The organism is Nostoc sp. C052 (assembly GCF_013393905.1).
In the GTDB taxonomy this organism is placed as follows: Bacteria; Cyanobacteriota; Cyanobacteriia; order Cyanobacteriales; family Nostocaceae; genus Nostoc.
Window position 1 is genome coordinate 1,816,198 of the sequence record NZ_CP040272.1, and the last position, 19,800, is coordinate 1,835,997.

16 protein-coding genes are annotated in these 19,800 nt (G+C 42.2%); 6 read left to right on the plus strand and 10 right to left on the minus strand.

The window, feature by feature from the left end; all coding sequences use genetic code 11:
* Positions 1–244: 244 nt before the first annotated feature.
* Positions 245–2,728 carry a hypothetical protein gene (locus FD723_RS07290; protein ID WP_179064722.1) on the minus strand — a complete coding sequence of 828 codons (2,484 nt, stop codon included), beginning with the start codon at positions 2,726–2,728 and terminating at the stop codon, positions 245–247.
* A gap of 832 nt (positions 2,729–3,560) precedes the next feature.
* Here FD723_RS07290 and thrC (FD723_RS07295) point away from each other — a divergent pair.
* Both thrC (FD723_RS07295) and FD723_RS07300 read left to right on the plus strand, forming a co-directional pair.
* The gene (gene thrC, locus FD723_RS07295) at positions 3,561–4,865 is read left to right on the plus strand and encodes a threonine synthase (protein WP_179064723.1); all 1,305 of its coding nucleotides are present in this window, start codon (positions 3,561–3,563) and stop codon (positions 4,863–4,865) included.
* An 89-nt stretch (positions 4,866–4,954) separates the two neighbouring features.
* Complete coding sequence (locus tag FD723_RS07300; RefSeq protein WP_179064724.1) at positions 4,955–5,230, plus strand: ubiquitin-like small modifier protein 1; 276 nt, start codon at positions 4,955–4,957, stop codon at positions 5,228–5,230.
* 140 nt (positions 5,231–5,370) lie between these two features.
* On the opposite strand, the gene FD723_RS07305 is transcribed toward FD723_RS07300, so the two are convergent.
* Positions 5,371–5,724, minus strand: a complete 354-nt coding sequence (locus FD723_RS07305) for a hypothetical protein (RefSeq protein WP_179064725.1) — start codon at positions 5,722–5,724, stop codon at positions 5,371–5,373.
* A gap of 927 nt (positions 5,725–6,651) precedes the next feature.
* Positions 6,652–8,319 carry an iron uptake porin gene (locus FD723_RS07310; RefSeq protein WP_179069069.1) on the minus strand — a complete coding sequence of 556 codons (1,668 nt, stop codon included), beginning with the start codon at positions 8,317–8,319 and terminating at the stop codon, positions 6,652–6,654.
* Positions 8,320–8,637: 318 nt separating this feature from the next.
* On the opposite strand from FD723_RS07310, the gene FD723_RS07315 reads away from it, so the two are divergent.
* The gene (locus FD723_RS07315; RefSeq protein WP_179064726.1) at positions 8,638–11,004 is read left to right on the plus strand and encodes a hypothetical protein; all 2,367 of its coding nucleotides are present in this window, start codon (positions 8,638–8,640) and stop codon (positions 11,002–11,004) included.
* 60 nt (positions 11,005–11,064) lie between these two features.
* On the opposite strand, the gene FD723_RS07320 is transcribed toward FD723_RS07315, so the two are convergent.
* Positions 11,065–11,256, minus strand: coding sequence for a hypothetical protein (locus FD723_RS07320; protein WP_179064727.1), 192 nt, complete (start codon positions 11,254–11,256; stop codon positions 11,065–11,067).
* A 772-nt stretch (positions 11,257–12,028) separates the two neighbouring features.
* Between FD723_RS07320 and thrC (FD723_RS07325) the strand changes: the two genes are divergently transcribed.
* Positions 12,029–13,120: a threonine synthase gene (gene thrC, locus FD723_RS07325; protein WP_179064728.1), complete on the plus strand. Its 1,092-nt coding sequence runs from the start codon at positions 12,029–12,031 to the stop codon at positions 13,118–13,120.
* Between the two features lie 91 nt (positions 13,121–13,211).
* On the opposite strand, the gene FD723_RS07330 is transcribed toward thrC (FD723_RS07325), so the two are convergent.
* The 4 genes from FD723_RS07330 to bcp form a co-directional block, all read right to left on the minus strand.
* Positions 13,212–13,676, minus strand: a complete 465-nt coding sequence (locus FD723_RS07330) for a hypothetical protein (RefSeq protein WP_179064729.1) — start codon at positions 13,674–13,676, stop codon at positions 13,212–13,214.
* 88 nt (positions 13,677–13,764) lie between these two features.
* On the minus strand, positions 13,765–14,946 hold the full coding sequence (locus tag FD723_RS07335; protein WP_179064730.1) for a cysteine desulfurase family protein: 1,182 nt from the start codon (positions 14,944–14,946) through the stop codon (positions 13,765–13,767).
* A 5-nt stretch (positions 14,947–14,951) separates the two neighbouring features.
* Positions 14,952–15,578 (minus strand): type I restriction endonuclease, encoded by a 627-nt coding sequence (locus FD723_RS07340; RefSeq protein WP_179064731.1) that lies wholly within the window; start codon positions 15,576–15,578, stop codon positions 14,952–14,954.
* A 109-nt stretch (positions 15,579–15,687) separates the two neighbouring features.
* Positions 15,688–16,167 (minus strand): thioredoxin-dependent thiol peroxidase, encoded by a 480-nt coding sequence (bcp, locus tag FD723_RS07345; protein ID WP_179064732.1) that lies wholly within the window; start codon positions 16,165–16,167, stop codon positions 15,688–15,690.
* Between the two features lie 134 nt (positions 16,168–16,301).
* On the opposite strand from bcp, the gene FD723_RS07350 reads away from it, so the two are divergent.
* Positions 16,302–16,781: an SH3 domain-containing protein gene (locus tag FD723_RS07350; protein ID WP_179064733.1), complete on the plus strand. Its 480-nt coding sequence runs from the start codon at positions 16,302–16,304 to the stop codon at positions 16,779–16,781.
* Between the two features lie 327 nt (positions 16,782–17,108).
* On the opposite strand, the gene FD723_RS07355 is transcribed toward FD723_RS07350, so the two are convergent.
* A complete protein-coding gene (locus tag FD723_RS07355) occupies positions 17,109–17,687 on the minus strand; it encodes an NADPH-dependent FMN reductase (RefSeq protein ID WP_179064734.1) in 579 nt (192 codons plus the stop codon).
* Between the two features lie 350 nt (positions 17,688–18,037).
* On the opposite strand from FD723_RS07355, the gene FD723_RS07360 reads away from it, so the two are divergent.
* Positions 18,038–18,613, plus strand: coding sequence for a cupin domain-containing protein (locus tag FD723_RS07360; protein ID WP_179064735.1), 576 nt, complete (start codon positions 18,038–18,040; stop codon positions 18,611–18,613).
* A gap of 93 nt (positions 18,614–18,706) precedes the next feature.
* Here the strand turns inward: FD723_RS07360 and FD723_RS07365 are convergent, their stop codons facing one another.
* Complete coding sequence (locus tag FD723_RS07365; RefSeq protein WP_179064736.1) at positions 18,707–19,504, minus strand: hypothetical protein; 798 nt, start codon at positions 19,502–19,504, stop codon at positions 18,707–18,709.
* Positions 19,505–19,800 lie beyond the last annotated feature (296 nt).

Below are 19,800 nucleotides of genomic sequence, written 5' to 3' on the forward strand. Positions count from 1 at the left end.
ATAAGGTTAACTGGCAATACTGCTTGCTTCGTGGATTTTTAACTCGGAATTGGGTTTTGGGAAAAGGTTAAAGGGTAAAGGGTAAAGGTTTTTTATTTCCCCTTTCCCCCCGCCCCTTATCCCCAGAGGGGGCCCCACCTTCCCCTTTTCCCCAAAACCCGACAAGTATTGGGTTAACTGGTTGCAGCGATCGCTCTCTTAGAATTTGCGAACGTCACAACCCCCAATCCCCAATCCCAAAGAATTAGTTCACCTTGCGTTGGAAGGTAAATGTTCTTTGAATGCCCGGTGCGATCGTGCCAGTTACGGTATTTATGTACTTAGCAACATCAGTACTTGCTGTAGTTCCAGTTTGATCGATACCAAGGTTACTAGCTGGATTACCATTGAAAAATTGGATAGTTGAAGCTCCAGAATCTTTAGCTGAACCAACAATGTTGCTAGTATCAATTTGAGTATTATTGTCGTTGTCTAGCGCCCAGTTGTTGGGAGTTTGCGTACCATCTTCAGTAATCACAACTTTGTTAGCATTCAAAATCACGTTACCGCTTCCAGCTTGAGGATCGGAAATATTACTGTACTGAATTTGGTACTCAATAATATTTCCTGGTGCAGGCTTCTTGGGAGTGGTACTGAATGTGCCATCAGTCCCTTGTACTGCTGGGCCAGTTCCTTGTAAGACTCGCGACACTTTCAGCAGTTTCAGGAAACCAGTGTATACGCGATCTATGGAGATGTTGTTAACCTCACCAGTATCAACTACACCATTATTATTAGTGTCAATAAAGGCAGTAATGGGTACTGGGAAACCCTTATTGATATCAGTCGATAGTTGCGTACCAGCTGGTAGGTCAACTTCTACGCCATAATTTACACTGCTTCCAGCAGCAACACCAGAGATTTTAATTGGTGTGTTATTGGCTGCCAGGGTGAAAGTGCCAACGTTATTGGTGATGCTGTAAGTATAGACAGCAGATTGACTGTTATAGCTAACAGTCACCTTTGTACCATTGGGCAAATCTGTAGCTGTAGCTGGTACTGTTGGTACTATTGTAATGTCATTAGGGTTAGTTCCACTGTTCTTAATTGTGTTAGTGAAACCAACTGATTGTGGGTCAAGTGTACTACCAGGTGATGTGTTAGGAGGAACAAAAGAGGATTTGTTTGTGAAGTCGTCGTTATTATCTGTTGGGCCAACAGCATCCGGTGCATTATTCGGCCCGTTTAAAACTGAGTTTGCTTGGGCGACTGAAACCGTGTAGACGTTGACATTTCCTGTAACAGAATTACTACCTTGGTTGTTATTACCTGTGTCAGTTTGATTGGCGGGAACTGTACCAGGATAATAGCCAGAGTCTACTGTAGTAGGAAAGACTCCATTGGTGGGGTTGACGTTATCTGGATTTTGATCGCCTGAATCGTCAAAGAGTAGAGGGCTATTTGGATCTCCAGCAGTTTTACCGAACACTTGAGCGATGTTGTTAACATTTGTCGCTGTCGTTCCTGTGATTCCAGTGGTCTTTACTTGTACTGTAAAACCTGTAACGGTTGTCCCTGTGGCAACTGAAGAGATAGAGTTAGGATCGTTAATAAAACCAACCCGTTTAACTACACCACCTGTTACATTCGCACTGTTAGTTTTCCATAGAGCCTGATCGGCAGTTGTAGTTGTAGGATCTTCACCAGCGTAAACCACTATCCACCCTGAAGGAGCGGTTGGGGTTCCATTAAGAGTTGTTAATGCTGGAAGTGCATCAGAAACTAAGATGCGAGTAACTGAATTACCGTCTACATTGATGGTTGTACCAGCTAAAGCTGCGGGTGTTAGCCCACGATTGGTTACGTCGTTACTCTCAACTCGCAAGCTTAAACCATAAGTCAGCACATCATCATTGAGTACGGAAGTGTTACCAGCGTTATAGCCTGTCCGAGTTTTGAGTATTGTGGCTAGAGCAACAGTTTTAGCTGTGTTGCCTACTTGAATTTGCTGGGTAATACTAGATTCTCGTGTACCGTTAACTGGTGTGCCAGGAACTTCCCCGCCACCTGCGTTATCAGCATTATCTACAGTATAAACGTCACCACCATCAGGACTCCGCAGTTGGTTTTGGGCATCACCTGGAGTGTTACCAAGAGTAACTTTAATTACGTCACCCGATTGAGCGCCAGTCTGTACAGTTACCGGCACACGCACCAACACAGTACCATTAACCGGAATTGAGGGTGTATCTACACCACCAGCTGTTACGTTTGTCCAAGTTGCACCACCATCAGTACTATATTGCAGGCTATTAGCTGTACCACCTGGTAATGTGCCGGAAACTGTACCCGGCCCAGTTGTTGTAGCCTGGTTAGGAATATGGAATTTGGTGGGGTCGTTACCTACGTTGGTTAGGGTATAGGTGTAGATGAGTAAGTCGCCAACCTGAACTGTTGTATTAGTAGGGCTAGTAGTGTTATCCGTTACACCCGACCCTGTGACAGTAATACCCGCAACCTCTGCTACAGTCACGGTAACAGTGTTAGAGGTGGAATTTATAGTTGTCCCTGGATTGTTGGGATCTTCGTAGGTTGCTGTCGCAGTGTTACTGATAGATGTACCCCCAGTAGTTCCGTCAGCTAATACAGGTGCGACAAATTGGAAAAGGCTACCAGTTAATAATGCTGTTGCTACTAGAGATTGGTAAACTTTATGCTGCTTGTTGACAGATTGATTTCGATTTACCATAGAAGTAGTTTGTTTGTTTGCTGAACTTGTATCTTGGATTTTGAGACAGGATAAAGTTCGGCAATTCCTTAAAGAATTGCCGATTATAGCTGCCCAAAGCTTCAATGTTTCGGGACTGTCTGTGTTAAGGAGTTAAATTATTGACACTCCTGAGGAACCGTATTGAGGCAATAACCAGAAATAATTTGTCTACTTGTTTTACGCTTACCTTTGAACATCAAGGCTGGCAATCGCAAATATGTGTAATTTATTACTGTGTTTTGCTAACTTATCGATGTATATAGCAATGTAGCTTTTAAAGCAAAAAAAATCTTCCGTGTAAATAAGTAACTTCTCTGGCTGTGAATGAGTGCATCAAAGCGGAGAAATTAGCTTTATTTTGGCAACACACATATAAATTTTAATGGTTGAACTCAGACTCCAGGAAGACTAAAACCTATATTTGAAAGCGCTTTTGAGTGTTGACTGTCAGAAATCTGTATTATTCTGTGGAGTTATTTAGATTAAAAAATTGAAAGTTAACTAAGCGATCTAGATCGCTTAAATGAGATGGCATTTTCAATAAATGCAATTTAATCATAACTACGATGCAATTTAATCATATTTTTTAACAGTATTAATCCTGAGTATTCTAGGCTATTTTCTTTTTTTTTAACATTGCTTGTGTAAGTATAAGTACCAAATACAGGGATTACTGATATTAAAGTTTTACAAGAATCATTCCGTTCAACACTAAACATACCCGACTATTTTTGTCGGGTATGTTTGACTGGTATTTTTGCTCGTGTTACTATCAGGCGACAGTCGACAGACAAACAGGGAAAGCTAGTTTATGACTCAGGCAATTACAACCCAAACCCAAACCAGCACTGCCTACTTTCAAGCCTTGAAGTGTAAGGAATGTGGTGCAGAATATGAACTCAAAGCCAGCAATGTTTGTGAGTTATGTTTTGGGCCATTAGAAGTTAAGTATGACTATAACGCCCTACGTCTGACTGTCACTCGTGAAACAATTCAAGCTGGACCCAATTCCATTTGGCGCTATCGTCCCTTTTTGCCTGTCGCAACTGACAATGTTATTGATGTGGGAACGGGGATGACTCCCTTGGTTCGTTCCCACCGTCTTGCCCGTCGCCTGGGTCTAAATAAGCTTTATATAAAAAATGATGCCGTTAATATGCCCACCCTGAGCTTTAAGGATCGGGTGGTGTCAGTTGCCCTATCGAGGGCGCGAGAGTTGGGTTTCACTACTGTTTCTTGCGCTAGCACTGGTAACTTAGCAAATTCTACAGCGGCGATCGCAGCTCACGCCGGTTTAGACTGCTGTGTGTTCATCCCCGCAGATTTAGAAGCCGGTAAAATTCTCGGTAGCCTGATTTACAGTCCCACCTTAATGGCAGTCAAGGGCAACTACGATCAAGTAAATCGTCTCTGTTCGGAAGTTGCTAATACACATGGCTGGGGTTTTGTCAACATTAATCTGCGTCCTTATTACTCTGAAGGTTCTAAGACACTAGGTTTTGAAGTTGCGGAACAACTAGGCTGGGAACTACCCGATCATGTTGTTGCTCCTTTAGCATCTGGTTCGCTCTTTACAAAAATTTATAAAGGATTCCAAGAATTTGTCGAAGTTGGTTTGGTAGAAAACAAGAGCGTTCGTTTCAGTGGCGCTCAAGCTGAAGGTTGTTCGCCCATTGCCCAAGCCTTCAAAGAAGGACGTGACTTTATTAAGCCAGTTAAACCGAATACAATTGCGAAATCGCTAGCGATCGGCAACCCAGCAGACGGCATTTATGCTGTGGAGTTAGCTCAGAAGACTGGTGGTAACATTGAATCAGTCAATGATGCCGAAATTATTGATGGCATCAAGTTGCTGGCAGAAACCGAAGGCATCTTCACAGAAACGGCTGGTGGTACAACCGTTGCCGTACTGAAAAAACTGGTAGAAGCTGGCAAAATTGATCCAGATGAAACTACTGTGATTTACATCACTGGTAATGGTCTGAAAACTCAAGAAGCAATCCAAGGCTACGTTGGCGAACCCTTGACTATTGATGCGAAACTCGATAGTTTTGAACGTGCCCTAGAGCGATCGCGTACTCTAGATCGCTTGGAATGGCAACAAGTTCTCGTTTAGTTATGAGTTAGGAGTTATGAGTTTTTTATATTCATAACTCTTTACCCTTAACTTTATTCCTAACTCTTCACTCTTCACTTTGTACTTCTATGGCTGTAAAAGTTTTAGTTCCTACAACTCTTCAGAGTTTTACTAATAATCAAGCTACTCTAGAATCCACCGGCAGCACTATTGCTGAATTGTTAGATTCTTTAGAACAAAGCTTTCCTGGTATTAAATCTCGGTTGTGCGATGAACAAGGTAAGCTACGTCGCTTTGTAAATTTTTACGTCGATAGCGAAGATATCCGTCATCTAGATGGTATTAACACAACTCTTAAAGATGGCGATGAAGTAAGTATTGTCCCAGCTGTCGCTGGTGGTTAATACAGAGAACCCCAAATCAGTAGAAACCTGACGATACAACTCTTTTAAAGATTACTCCATTCCCAGTCTCAGACTGGGAATTCTCATCAGTGGGCTGCCGTCTCTCTTACTCGCGGCAGAGACGCTTTTCATTTTCCTAACTATGCAGTAATTATCTGAGAAAGTCTTTGTTGCCAAGACTCATTGTCATCGATAGTTAAGATAATCCGTTTGTAGGATTCATCTCGCAATTGAATCGTTAAATAATTTGTCTCTCGATTTACATACCAAAACTCTTTACCACGGTTAGTGTAATAAGTTCCAGCCTTAATCACTCCAGGAATAAAGCTACCAGGGGCACGCAATTCTCGCCAATTACTTTGGGGTTCATCTGTCGTAACTTGTTCAATACGGGCTAGTGATATTTGCCAAAGTTTATTCAAGCGAACAGCTAGCAGTTGCTCTTGAAACGTAAATTCTATCTGCAATTTATCATCAACTATACTTAGGTTCATGATGAATTTCGTTGCCAGTAATTTTTTCTCTAGTATTACCTACAGACATCCGATCATAATCAGTATTTGATGGGGATTGGCAAGTGCCAAAATTATTCACTAGGACTGTAAAATCAACGGCAAGCATTCCCAGTTTTCGAATGGGAACGAGACAATATCTAAAAGCTTGTACTAGGCTAGTTTTCGCGTTAAGTTGACACCAATGACATCTTGCCCGCCCTGATAATGCAAGTTGTATACTTAACAGCTTAGGACACATTCGCGTAGCGTCTCGTCAGAGAAGGAAGAGAAGCTTAACCCAAGTGTATTGTTATATAGCTTGGGTTAAGGGCTACTGGCAACAATTTTGGGTTGTAGAGACGCGATAAATCGCCGTCTCTACAAGTGTTTTATTGCTCATTCTGAACTGTATTGATTTATATTCTTGTTTTATTGTTAAGCATTTGGCAATTTGGCAGATTGTAATTAGAGTATTTTGATATATTGCAGAAATTACCAAGATGTTTTTACTTATTATACATAGGACGGGCTAACCCCCGTCTTTTTTGTTACTGATTAGCATTTTGGGATTAAATTACAATCAAGTAGTTGTATGACTATCTTTAACATTAATATGCCCTGACTGATGGCAGATTAGTTTTATGTTCTAGGTATTCAGTTATACCGAGTAATCCATTATCAGGTTTCAAGATATTTGCACACATCCTATAGGAAGATGCCCTATGAATAGAATAATGGGTAAATTAACTTGGGATGTTGTTATGCACTGGATTTATATAAAGGTTTGGTGGTGAGCCAAACCTTTTTTATATCTATTTAAAATTGGGTATGAGGCATTACAAAATAGATTTTCATTGTTTTTTGTAAGCAATTAGGTATAAGCCTCTATCAAGACTTAAGTTCTATAATATTTATCTGCAAACAGAATTAAAAACTGAAAGTACTACGCAGAATGCCAATGGTAACTGAGTCACTATCTGGTGTGTTGCCAGGCTGGATAAGATGAATTATTCCTGGTGTAATGCTGATATTATCTGATAATTGGAAACGATAAAATGCTTCAATTTGAGTAGTTGTTCCTGGTTGTCCACCGGCACGTCCTAAACCTGTATTGATAAAATCAGGGACATTATTCCCTACAGGTAAGTCGCTACTAGTGATTTTCGGAGGTTGACCGACATAAATTCCCCCCAAATTTCCTTTAGCAAATAAATCAGGGAAATTCAAAAACACCATATAATTTGTTGTCTCTACATTTCCCGATTGCCCAGGAATATAAGATTTAGTATAACCACCCCATGCGCCTGCGCTAATGCGGGGAGAAATTTGCCAAGTTAAAGTCGCACCCACGGCGTTGGTTTGTAGGGGTGCTGATTTTCCAGTAGTCGTATTAACCGCAGTTAAGCATTCATCACCAACAAAGGTTAGCAAACAACCATCTGAAGCGTAATTATTAACGTAGTACAAACTTAAATCTAGAGTATCGGTTGGTGTCAGCAGCAATTGCACACCTGTAGTAGTGGTTCCATCAAATAAACCACTATCTTTACCGGGATTTCCTGGTTTGTAACTAGTATAAATTGCCTGCAAACTAGCACGTTTAGCAAATTGCCAATCAATAGCTATACCGCCGTGACCGTATCCCATATTTAAAATTGGGTTTCTTTGGGCAAAATAAGACAACGGCCCAGTTGCAGCACTTTCTACACGATTGGGACCTCGGAAAGCAGCTGGCATACTTACACCTTCTGTTCCCACCATTACTGCTAATGTATCTGTTATCAGCCAATGAAAATTGAGGTCACTTACAATTAAGTTACTTGTAGGAAATTCGTAGCCAAGTAAAACATCATTCCGAGAAACACTATTGGTAAATCTAGGTGTAGTTTTCCCTTTACCATCTATAAGACCTGTAAATAAGTAGCTAGTGGGAGTGATTTGACTAGTTAAATATAGCTGCGCCAGGGACATAACATTAATGTTTGTACCTGCATCATTTGTATCTTTTTGTCCATCTCTAGGATTAACATCACCACGATTGCTAGTCCGTCCTTGAATGCCAACTATCAGTAGTCCACTGAGTTTAGTTGTTGTTGAGAATTGGTTAGCTGCGATTTCGGTGGTTTTGGCTTCTAAACTATCGACACGACCCCGCAAAGTTGCTAATTCAGGGGCAAACTCTGATTGCAATTTTTGTAATGTTGCTAAATCTTCGCGGGTGACTAAATCGTTGGTGGCTGTAGTGATTAATTCGTTGACTCTATCTAAACAAGCATTCACACCGGCAGCAAATTCATAGCGAGTTAAGGCGCGATTACCGCGATAGCTGCTATCTGGATAGCCTGCTATACAACCATAGCGTTCTACCAAAGACTGTAATGCTTGGAATGCCCAATCGTTGGGTTGTACGTCTTTGAGTTGAGATACCGATGTAACTTGCGCCATCGGTTCTTCTTGAGAGAGAGAGGGAGACGAGGGAATAATATTATCATTCTTAACTCCTGACTCCTGAGTAGTTTCTGTATTTACGTACTCTTGTGCTAGTACTTTTTGTGCAACTCCATTTACTCCTGCAATAAGTAACCATGCAAGCATCCATGTTTTGCGATGACTGCGGCTAATAAGTCTACCTTTCAATTTTTTACACTCTGCTCACATACTTAAGTGAAGAGTGTATTCGCGATCATCTAGTGTTCACATGGGGACATTTACGGATTTTGTCCCAAATTAGACTTAATGCTTCTGGGCAACTTCTGAAAGGACGAGTATAACAGGGTATTGGGGACTGGGGACTGGGGACTGGAGACTGGGGACTGGGTACTTGGGATTGGGTACTGGGTACTGAGGACTAGGAAAGAGTTTTCTCAATCCCTAATCCCCAATCCCTAATCCCTAATCCCCAGTCCCCAATTTATGGCAAATCGCTCACGCAAGCTGACGCCAAAAGCCTCGAAACAAAATAAACCTCGTGCTGGTGCGATGAAACGTGTCGCTAAAAATCCCCAGAAAAAGCTAAAAGGGGGAAGTTGGTTGTCGTCAATGTTAGCGATGTCTACGACGGGCTGCGCCTACGCAATTCTGTTAATTAGTGCTAGTCTAATTATGGCTTTTGCCTGGATTAGCGTTCTCTTCATATTCAATCCAGATCGGGTAAGCTGGCTAAATAAAATTTTACCTGCATGGGCGCAAATCCCCCTTGGGAAGCACGAACGTCCTAAAACTCTCAAACAAATTCAACTCGATTTGAGTAAAAAAAACCAAATATTTGGGGAACCTCTGCCTTTAAATCAAAATACGGAAACCTCATTTTTACTGCCAGTTTTTCAACAGCGTGCTAATTGTCAATCTGATTGTAAAGAACTTGTGGAACTCAGAGTTTACGAGCTATCAGTTGAGTTAGAGTTTAAATCTCAGTCAGAAAATTACTACTATCTAGTAACTCAATTACCTGTAACTGGGTCAGAGGAATCTTTTGTAACTTCTCCCTGGCTTGATGAGACATCAGAGCCCCAGGATATCAGCATTCCTCTACCTTTAACTCAAGTGCAACGCTTTGAAGGTGGGACACCATCACCAGGAGTTTGGTTTAATTTGCGGGGTCAACGCCAACAAGAAACTGGTGCGTTCGCCTACGGTCAAATCGTATACTACAATCCAGAACGCAGAAATTTACTACAAATGTTGTCTTGGGCTAGTCCGAATGGACAATTGCCCAAATGGCAGCAGGTAACTGGTGATAGTACCAAAGAATTAGTTGTCGATCAAACAGTAGGTTTAGAACCGCACTTACAGGTTTACCAAGTTAAGTCTCTGAAATTATTCCTTAAACCAATTCAATTGGAGGCAATTACCCTCAAATCACCAGTCCTCAAGGATTATGGATACCAAAATGCCCTGTCAATTGCCCGTAGTGGACTGTGGACACCAGCTTTTGAATGGTTAAAATTTATCAAGAAACAGCGCAAAGGAATTTTGCCAGAGGCGGCGCAAGCGCAAATGGATTTGATTCGCTTGCATTCCCAATTGACTCAAACCCAAGCTCAGAAAATTTGGGCAAGTCCTAGTCAAGAGGTGTTGGCAGATTTGATTGATGGTCGGTGGGGGAAAGCTTTACAGGTGTTTGAAGCCTCGCCACATAATTCCCAAGAAATCGCGACTCTACTTAAAGCTGATAAAAAACGATTGTGGAATCGGACAGCGGCGGCGTTGCGGGTGAACCCAAATAGACGAGAGGTGCAAGCTTGGTTTGCTTTGATTTTAGCGGTTCAACAGGGAGAAGGACATGCTAATTCTTGGTTAAAGGCGCAACCAAAAATTACCAAAGAAAATCTTGATTATATTCAAGGTCTGTTAGCAAGACTTAATGGTGAGATTACAAAGTCGCAAATATCTAGTCAGATTGTTGGTACGGTGCAACCAATCACTCAAGTTACTAGCAGTGAGTGGCTAGCAAATTCTACCGCCGACCTGAAACTCACGGATAATCAAGTTTGGTATCAAGTGGAGGTGAGTGCATTTAATGACGGTAAACGCTGGCTAAATTACCCTTTTGAGAATTTGAACCCACCCAAGACTGACGCCGCAAAATTTTTTTGGAAAACTTTGGGAATCACTTCTGACTCTGAAATCCAGATTGTGGTCTGGTTGCCTAATGGAGAACAAAAAATTAGTATAGCCGCTATCAAGGCGGTGCAACTACGGGGTAAAGTTTTGCGCCTATTAGCTGCTAGCCCAAAAATCCCAGAGAATCAAAATGATGTTCTTCAACCCAAACCTTTAGCCCTGACCAATGCAGCACTGGAATGGGTGCAACCATCTCCCATTACTCTAAGAGAACTATATCAACAAAATCCCCAAGGGGTGAAGGTAATATTATCGAGTGTCTGGCAATCTTTGCAGGAATCTGGCGAAATTCTGGCTGGTGCTATTCCTACCTTTGAGGAGATGCAGGAAAAGTTGGGTGATTGGCCGGTTCAAGTAATTGATTTAACAAATAACGCTCAACCAGAAATAATACTGACTATCTCACCAGAAGCAATAGCATCTTTGAATCAGTCTAAACCGGGAATGCCGGCGGAAAACACAGAGCAACGCCGTGACCGAACTATAATTTTGTCTGATAGCAATGAAGTTATTTACACTGATTTTACAGGAAATGACTTACAAAGACTGTCTGCGATCGCCAAGCTTTCGGGCATGCAATCTCTAGCTTTACTGGTAGAAAATGCTCATAACTACAGTTTAAAGCGCTGGTCGGATAAAAATCAGCGCTTTGAATAGCACGCCCTCCATTCAAATTTAGACTAGAAATGGACAAGGCGATCGCTCCACAAAATAGACTTATTCTTTTTGGTTAGTTTCGGCTAGACGTTGGTGTTTTAGGTTTTCTAACTGCTGTAACAGGGAATCTACCTCTGCTTGTAAATGCAGCAATTTAGCTTGTTGATCGTCTTGGTAGTAAGACTTAGTTAACTTACTGACCCAGTTAGCCTGGGACTCGCAATCGGAAACACTAGATAAATAAGTAGGCATCGTTAATTAAATCCACAATTTAACTCACACCATTAGAAATATTATAATAATGCTCTTTTAAGCTTTATTAAATTATTGTATATTTTCAATCAATTACTCTAATGGATTTTCGGTTCAATCATAAGAGACGGTGATTAGAATGGCTGGGTTCCAAATAAAACATCGGCTAAAGCGTGCGAAGCTTCCGTCCACTCGAAGTTACTTAGAACTATTTAATTTGGTGGACTGTCAATTATGACTGTACTAATTATTATGACCGTTTTTAGGGAATTTACGCAAGAAATTATATGTAGACTACATCAAGAATTCCGCCAAATTATGAAAAAACGTACTTGCTGACGTGTCTCAACTTCAGCTAAAACTCCTTTAAAACATCGTTTCCAGTCTATAGAGTCGGAACTAGACAACCTCTAAAAACTTGAACAGAGACATCTATGTATATTTCCGCAGTGAAAAATAAGAGTTTCAGAGAGTTCTTGCGTAAGTATGAATACGTTTGCCGATGGTTTCTCACCCCGTCAGCATTCCTAAGCTAAATTTGTTGAACTGAAGGTTGCTATGGCGGTTATGATAAACTGACATTCTTAAATAAAAAATAAAAATACCAAATTTAACGCCTGCACCACAAAAAATAATATTCTTAATTGAATTAAGGGACTCATAACTGGGAACTGGCAAAGAAAAATTCACTTTCTTCCTCTTACCCATTCTGCACTTCCCGATTTTGCCCTCTCTAAATATCCAATCCTTACATTAATAAATTTTAAATCCCGTGACTTTGAGCCTGTCTGTTGCTACATCCCATCGCCAACCCTGGCCTGGACTGATAGAAGCCTATCGCGAATACTTGCCTGTCAGCGAAAACACACCGATTGTGACTCTGTTGGAGGGTAACACGCCTCTCATCCCAGCGCCAGCGATCGCAGAACGTATTGGCAGACAAGTACGGGTTTTTGTCAAATATGACGGTCTCAATCCCACCGGCAGTTTCAAAGACCGGGGAATGACTATGGCAATTTCCAAGGCCAAGGAAGCAGGGGCAAAAGCAGTAATTTGTGCCAGCACGGGCAACACCTCAGCCGCCGCCGCCGCTTATGCCAGACGTGGGGGGATGAATGCCTTTGTACTGATTCCTGACGGTTATGTGGCGTTGGGCAAGTTGGCACAAGCGTTGCTGTATGGAGCAGAAGTATTGGCAATTAAAGGTAATTTTGACCAAGCCCTAGAAATTGTCCGCGAGATGGCCGAAAGCTATCCAATCACTTTGGTGAATTCGGTCAATCCCTACCGCCTAGAAGGACAAAAAACAGCAGCCTTTGAAATTGTCGATGCTCTGGGTGATGCCCCAGACTGGTTATGTATTCCCGTAGGTAATGCGGGAAATATCACAGCATACTGGATGGGATTTTGTCAATATCATCAAGCCAGAAAGTGCGATCGCTTACCCCGAATGATGGGATTCCAAGCCGCAGGTGCAGCCCCTTTAGTGCATGGTAAGCCAGTGGCGCATCCCGAAACCCTAGCAACAGCAATTCGCATTGGCAACCCTGCTAGTTGGGAGTTAGCGATCGCAGCCCAAACCGCCAGTCAGGGAAATTTCCACGCCGTTACCGATGCCGAAATTCTCGATGCTTATCGACTTTTAGCAGCATCAGAAGGTATCTTCTGCGAACCTGCTAGCGCCGCTTCTGTTGCTGGCTTGTTACAGGTGAAAGACCAAATTCCTACAGGGGCGACAGTAGTTTGTGTCCTCACAGGTAATGGTCTAAAAGACCCAGATACGGCCATTAAACACAATCACAGTCAATTTCAACAGGGTATTGCAGCAGAATTGGGTGCAGTAGCCAAAGCAATGGGATTTTAGGGTATTGGGGACTGGGCAATAATCAATAGTTTTTCTTCCCTTTCTTCCCCTGCTTCCCCTGCTCCCCTGCCTCCCCTGCTCCCTTATCTCCCTACTCCCCCTTCTCCGCCGCCACTGCTCGTTCGCGTGTCAAGCTATCAATGGCATCCCCCAAAGCAGTAGTTAGGCTATTGCGGCTTTGGGCGTGGTTATCTTGCTCAGTTTTCAAAGCTTGCAAAAGGCGATCGCGTTCTTTGATTACAGCGATGAGTTTAGCTTGCAAGTCCTCGACAGATTTTAGCTGCTCTATTTCTTGTTGGATAGCTTTGACTGTTGTCCCAGCTTCCAGTGTCCCTGTTTCAAGACCTTGGAGTTTGTGCAAATCTGCCTTGAGAGATGCGATTGCCTGTTGGGAGAGTTGGGCATCTGTGCGGCGTTGTTCTGCTTCTGTGTTGTAAAGCTGACGCCATTTTTGGGCACTTTCCCAAGCAGCATCGCGCTCGTGTTGTAGGAATGCCATCTGCTCTTTGATTGTCTGGATTTCTGTCAACCACTGCTGTGTTAAATCTTGATTCATAAATTAATAGTCATCGGTCGAGAGTCAACAGTTATTATTCTGCTATCCCAGATTGCTTTATGTCTCTATATCTGATGAGCTTTCATGCTTAACGTTTATTTTGTAAACTTTGAATGGTAGCGATCGCATGTTTTGCCACAATATCAATCTCCTCTTCTGTATTAAACCTACCAATGCCAAACCGCACTGAGGCATAAGCTAGCTGTTGGGGATGTCCCAGTGCTGTGAGAACATGGGAAGGTGCAGTATTTGTCGATGAGCAAGCAGAACCAGAAGATATAGCCATTACTGGCTGTAATCCTAGCAAAAGTGCAGATCCATCCACTCCCTCAACACTGATATTCAAGTTTCCTGCCAATCGTTCTTGAGGGTGTCCGTTGAGATGAATTCCCTCAACTTGCTTCATCTGTTCCCACAATCTTTGTCTTAACTGGGTGAGGCGTTGGTTTTCTGTTGCTTGTTCAGCCAAAGCGATTTCTACAGCTTTCCCAAAGCCGACAATTTGCGGTGTATACAATGTACCAGAACGCATTCCCCGTTCATGTCCGCCGCCATGCTGCTGGGGAGCTAGTTGTACTCTGGGATTGCGTCTGCGGACGTACAAGGCTCCAATGCCTTTGGGCCCATATACTTTATGTGCTGTTAGTGACATCAAGTCAATTTTCATCGCTTGTACATCCAAGGGAATTTTACCAATAGCTTGAGCGGCATCGGTGTGGAAAATAATATTGCGATCGCCTCCAGTAGCGCTTAGTCCCTCGCGGCATATTTCTCCAATTTCTGCCAAAGGCTGTAACACGCCAATTTCGTTATTTGCAGCCATCACCGATACCAAAATCGTTTCAGGACGTAAAGCTTTTTTTAACTCAGTTAAATCAATCAATCCATCTTTTTTTACAGGGAGAATAGTAATTTCAAAACCGAGACTTTTTAAATAATTACAAGGATCAATAACTGCACCATGTTCAGTGGCGACAGTAATAATATGCTGACCTTTTTTAAAATAAGTTTCGGCAACACCTTTAATAGCTAAATTATTTGCTTCTGTTGCACCACTGGTAAAAACAATTTCTTCTGGAGTAGCATTGATTGCTGCCGCTAAAATTTCTCGCGTTTGCTTAACAGCGGCTTCTGCTTCCCAACCATAAACATGACTAATACTTGCTGGGTTGCCAAATTTTTCTGTGAAGTAGGGGAGCATTGCTGCGAGTACCCGTTCATCTATAGGTGTAGTAGCGTGACCATCAAGGTAGATAGGACGAATAGACATAATTATTAACTCAAACTTTGACTTAGTTTTCTTAAAATTCTGAGAACTTGATATACTTCATTTTCTCGCTTTAAAAGAGTGCACTCATCAGAAAGAGCATACTTGAATGTATTTTGCTTACTCAATTTAATGAAAAGAAAATGACTTCCATTAGTCACTAATCCAAACACAGGTTTGTCTGGATTATGATTGCCCAACATATAAGCCAGTGCTTGGGGTATAGCTGCTAAAAGGGAAAAGCTAGCCCTTTTTGATTCAATTACTAACAGCCACAATTTTTCTTGGATAACTAGAACATCAATGCACCCTCTGATAATTTCTTCTTCATCCTCTAAGGTAATTTCTAGAGATTCTTCAGTAGTCAGAAAAAATGGTTCACGATAGAATCCTGCCAAGTCTAATAAAGGAGACAAAACTACCATCTTAACTGCATTCTCTAAGATTGGTGGATGTTTAACCAATCTCATAAAATTAGCTTTAACTCTGTCTAGATATTGTTTTTCTATATCTGTGATTTCTGGCAGAGTGTCAAACCACTCTGTAAAAAAATCTTCACCTTCAGTTTGTTGTAGACCAAATCTTGCTTCTAAATAAGCAAGACTGGCATTATGAGCTTGGATGACTTCAACCATGATTATTTCAAGTTGCGAAAAGTCTAATTTCTTTTTTCAATAATCACATCAGCAGTTTCTAGAGCGATTTTATATAGGATTGCTCTCACTATACTTGTATCCAATTGCGTTACGTAGCAGCTAATTCCCGTAATTTAGTTAAAACTGCCTGAGCATGACCTTTGGTTTTTACATTAGGCCAAGCATAGACAATAATTTTATCAGGTGAAATTAAAAAAGTTGAGCGAGCAACACCCATATATTCTTTGCCCATAAATTTTTTCAAGCGCCAAGCGCCGTAGGCTTCTATCAGAAGATGTTCTGGGTCACTCAAGAGGGTGATTGACAAGTTATGTTTGCTGATAAATTTACAATGAGACTTACCCGAATCTGGACTTACACCTAAGATTTTCGCTCCTAATGCGCTGAAGTCTTGATACAAATCGGTGAAATCTTTCGCTTCGGTGGTACAGCCAGGGGTATCATCTTTGGGGTAAAAATAGAGAACAATCCACTGATTGCTGAGATCGTCGAGAGTGACTGAATTGCCATTTTGATCGGGAGTAAAGAAATCTGGTGCTGGTTGTCCGATTTGGGGAATGTTGCTCATGATGGGGGTGTGAGAGATTGTGTAAACGTAGCAGGTTATATCTTAGATACTGATGTCATAAAATTGAAGAAAATATAACAAAAAAAGTGAAAAATTCCGCATCAAAGCTATTGATAACATTGGCATTCAGTTGTATGAGTGTAATACTCAATACTGGTATAGCTCATCAAATAAGTTTAGCGAAATCAACTAATCCTCAAAAGTGTGATATTTTTGCCTACGTCATCGATACAGATCCACAAGGTTTAAATGTGCGGAGTGGCGCAAGTACAAACAACACAATTCTAGGGCAAATACCCATAAACGAGACAGTTCAGGTTATTAGTGCTACTGGAAATTGGGTGCAGATTACTAATGCTAGTGATGGTTTTCAAGGAACTGGATGGGTATTTGTGCCAAGGTTAGGTTTAACAACGCGGGGCTACGGCACTAATGGCGTGGATTTTTATGCTAGTACCAGTCAACAAAGCCAAAAAGTAGGAAGAATTCCTGCTAATACGGCTATCAAATTGCTAGGCTGTCAGGGAGATTGGGCACAGGTGGAATATCAAGGTGTGAAAGGATGGTTGGCAAGGGAAGATCAATGTGGTGCAGCCCTTACCAGTTGTTCTTAGTACAGCCCACGGGAGCATCTCAATGAGTGCAAAAACACACCTTGCCCTGGCGAATAGAATTCGCGGCTATACAGACAAAACCACCTCCGTGGGTTTCAAATTCTTTGAGTCCGCGTAGGCGGACTTGGTTTGTGTAGCCGCGATTTCTAATCGCCTGGTATATTTGCTTAAACCTCATCTATGTTGAAACCTAGAGTTTTTTAAAAGATATATTTATGTAGGTTGGGTGGAGTGAAACGCAACCCAACATTACCACCAAATTTTATGTTGGGTTACGCTATCGCTGCACCCAACCTACAAAACTACGGTTCTCAAGGTAGACGATATTTAGTTGAGCTTCAGCAATATTTTTGTTAAATTATCACCTAACTTTTCAATAGATTCTTGCTGTTTAGGATCTTTTAGTGTGCCATCAGGATTGAAGGCTTCGTAAGCTTTGGGTACGGCTATCTGGTCGGGAAGTACCAAAACTTTGATGTTTCCCAAAATAGACCGCAGGTGAACCAACCCCCGCAAACCACCAAGAGCGCCTGGAGAAGCGCTGAGAATGGCAGCAACCTTACCTGCAAAAGCCGCTAATGGTGCTTCATTTGGTGCGGGACGGGATGCCCAGTCGATGGCGTTCTTGAGAACTGCTGTGAGTGAACTGTTATATTCCGGCGAAGCAATCAGCAATCCTTGGTGAGAAATCAGCAAATCCTTCAAAATACGGGCGTTGGCAGGTAGTCCTTGTTCAGCTTCCAAGTCTTCATCAAACAGAGGTAAAGGCAAATCGCGGAGGTCTATATAAGTAACTTCCGCACCTGCTGCTTTAGCGCCAGCCGCCGCGATTTTTACCAATTTTTTGTTGTAAGAATCAATCCGGGTACTGCCAGCAAAGGCAAGGATTTTAGGTGTAGATGCCATAGTTTTAGGTTGAATGGGAAGGATTGGCCAGTTCAGCTGCATTATCCTGTTTTCAGGCGATCGCTATTTGCTACCTTTAGAGTTTCTTTAGAAACTTTCTCACTAGAAATTAGAAATAGGAGTGAGAATTAAATACGTATTACCTGAAACTCTTTATAGGGAGGATTCATGTAGACGCAACGCAGCTTTCCACAGGGTATTATCCCTACGCCAATTCTTTAGATGTCTACTTCCAATCTCCTACTCCCCAGTCCCCAATCCCCACAATCCCCGGTTTCTCAGTCGGGAATAGTGGCTTTTTAAATAAAAATTGGGTATACTCTTGTTAACAGTTAATTAGTCTTTTTGTCATGGCTAACCTACTACTTGACGACGGTACGATTGAGAGCGACTTAAGCGAAATAGCTCGTGAACTTGGGCCTCTCGGTATTGAACTTAGACACTACGACCCAGGAACATCGCTACTCTTCCCCGATCTGCTAGACCAGGACGTTTTAACTGAGGCTGAGAAACGTTATTGTGTAGAACTTCATAACAGCGTCTTTGAATTTATTCAGCAAGAAAATGGCGGTATCTGGTGTGACTTGCTAAATGTGCATCCAGGTTCTTGCAATCTTCACCACCTGATAGCAACCTACGGACGCTACCATACTCATCTTGCTGCTGAACCTCTCTACGTGCTGGCAGGAGAAATGATCTATGGCTTTGTGCGACCTGATGGTAGCCAAGTAAAGCTTTTAATTCAGGCACAAGATTATCTCTACATCCCCGCCGGCGTTGAGCATTGGTGCAGCCCAACTGCATCGTTGAATTTCAAAGGAATACGCTATTTTGCGATGCCTGCGGCGGGCTGCGCTAACGCCGAAGGCTGGGTTCCCAATTATACAGGTACTCAAGTGAGTGATTCACTCAACAAGCCCCATTAAAGCTGAATTTTATCATAGCGCGGCACTGTTAGATTTCTCTACATCGGCTGACTTGACAACATGGTTAAATAATGTATTGTAAGGCTGAAAAATTCACTCAGCTTCCTCACAGTGAATTAGCAGCGTTTCCATCGCTTCTGCTAAAGAAATCAACTCTATCCAAGAGGAACCACTAACTAAATTTTGGGCGTGAGCTAATCGGTTTCGCAACTGTTCAGCAGACTTGAGGAAGCGCTCGCCAAACCGTTTTGACTTTAGTCCTAGTTGCTGGAGAAGTTCTGGTTGATTTAAAATCAACTCTCGCTTGTCACAAAATTGCAGATAATCTAACAAATCAGTGGCTTCGTTTCTTTCTTGGCTCTCTCGCCATAGCCGTTGAGCAACTTCTAAGCGCTCAGGTTTAAGCACTTTTTGCCAAGAATCTTGAGGATAGTAAATCCGCACCAGCCGCAGCAAATTCATTTCTAGCAGCGTTACCAAGCCAAACAGTAGCATTCGCACAGGTGCTTTCTGCAAGTCACCACAGGTAACAATACCACTTACCTGATTGCAATCTAAGACAAACAATCGCGGAGTTTGTCGCAAAATGGGTAGCAACTTTATCAATGGGGTAGAAATAGCAATTAGTTCTTTGGGATGAAACACCCGTTGATAGTCGCTACATTTACCTTCTTTGCCTGGAATCAAACTAGAGCGTTCTACATAACCGCTAATAATATCTCCCGTCTCAACGCCGATAACATCAAAATTTTGTGCCTGCATCCAATGCAGCACTTCTTTTACCTCTGCATCAGCTGGCATAGCTTTCAGGGGTTCTGCCACGTATTCAATGGTAATATTGTTCTCAAATAAACTCCGCAGGTCTTGAGAACGCGATTTTAGGTGTTTCATCCCCTGGCTGTGAACTCACGATAAAACAGGAGTCAGAATACAGAATACTCTACCCATAAAGGGATAAAGTTTTAAGGCGAGGATATTTTAATTTTTTTCGCCCACCAGGGGCGAAAGCGCATACTGAAACGTACCCCTACGGGGATCTTGCTACGCGGTAGCGTCTCTAAGAGTTGTACGGTTTTAACCAATTTCAGACGCGACTCGAAAATACTCGCTACCGCTCCGCTATCACCCACTCGTACAGAATTCATACTGTTAGCGGATAGCTAAGGTTTAGCCCATTGTGACCGGAG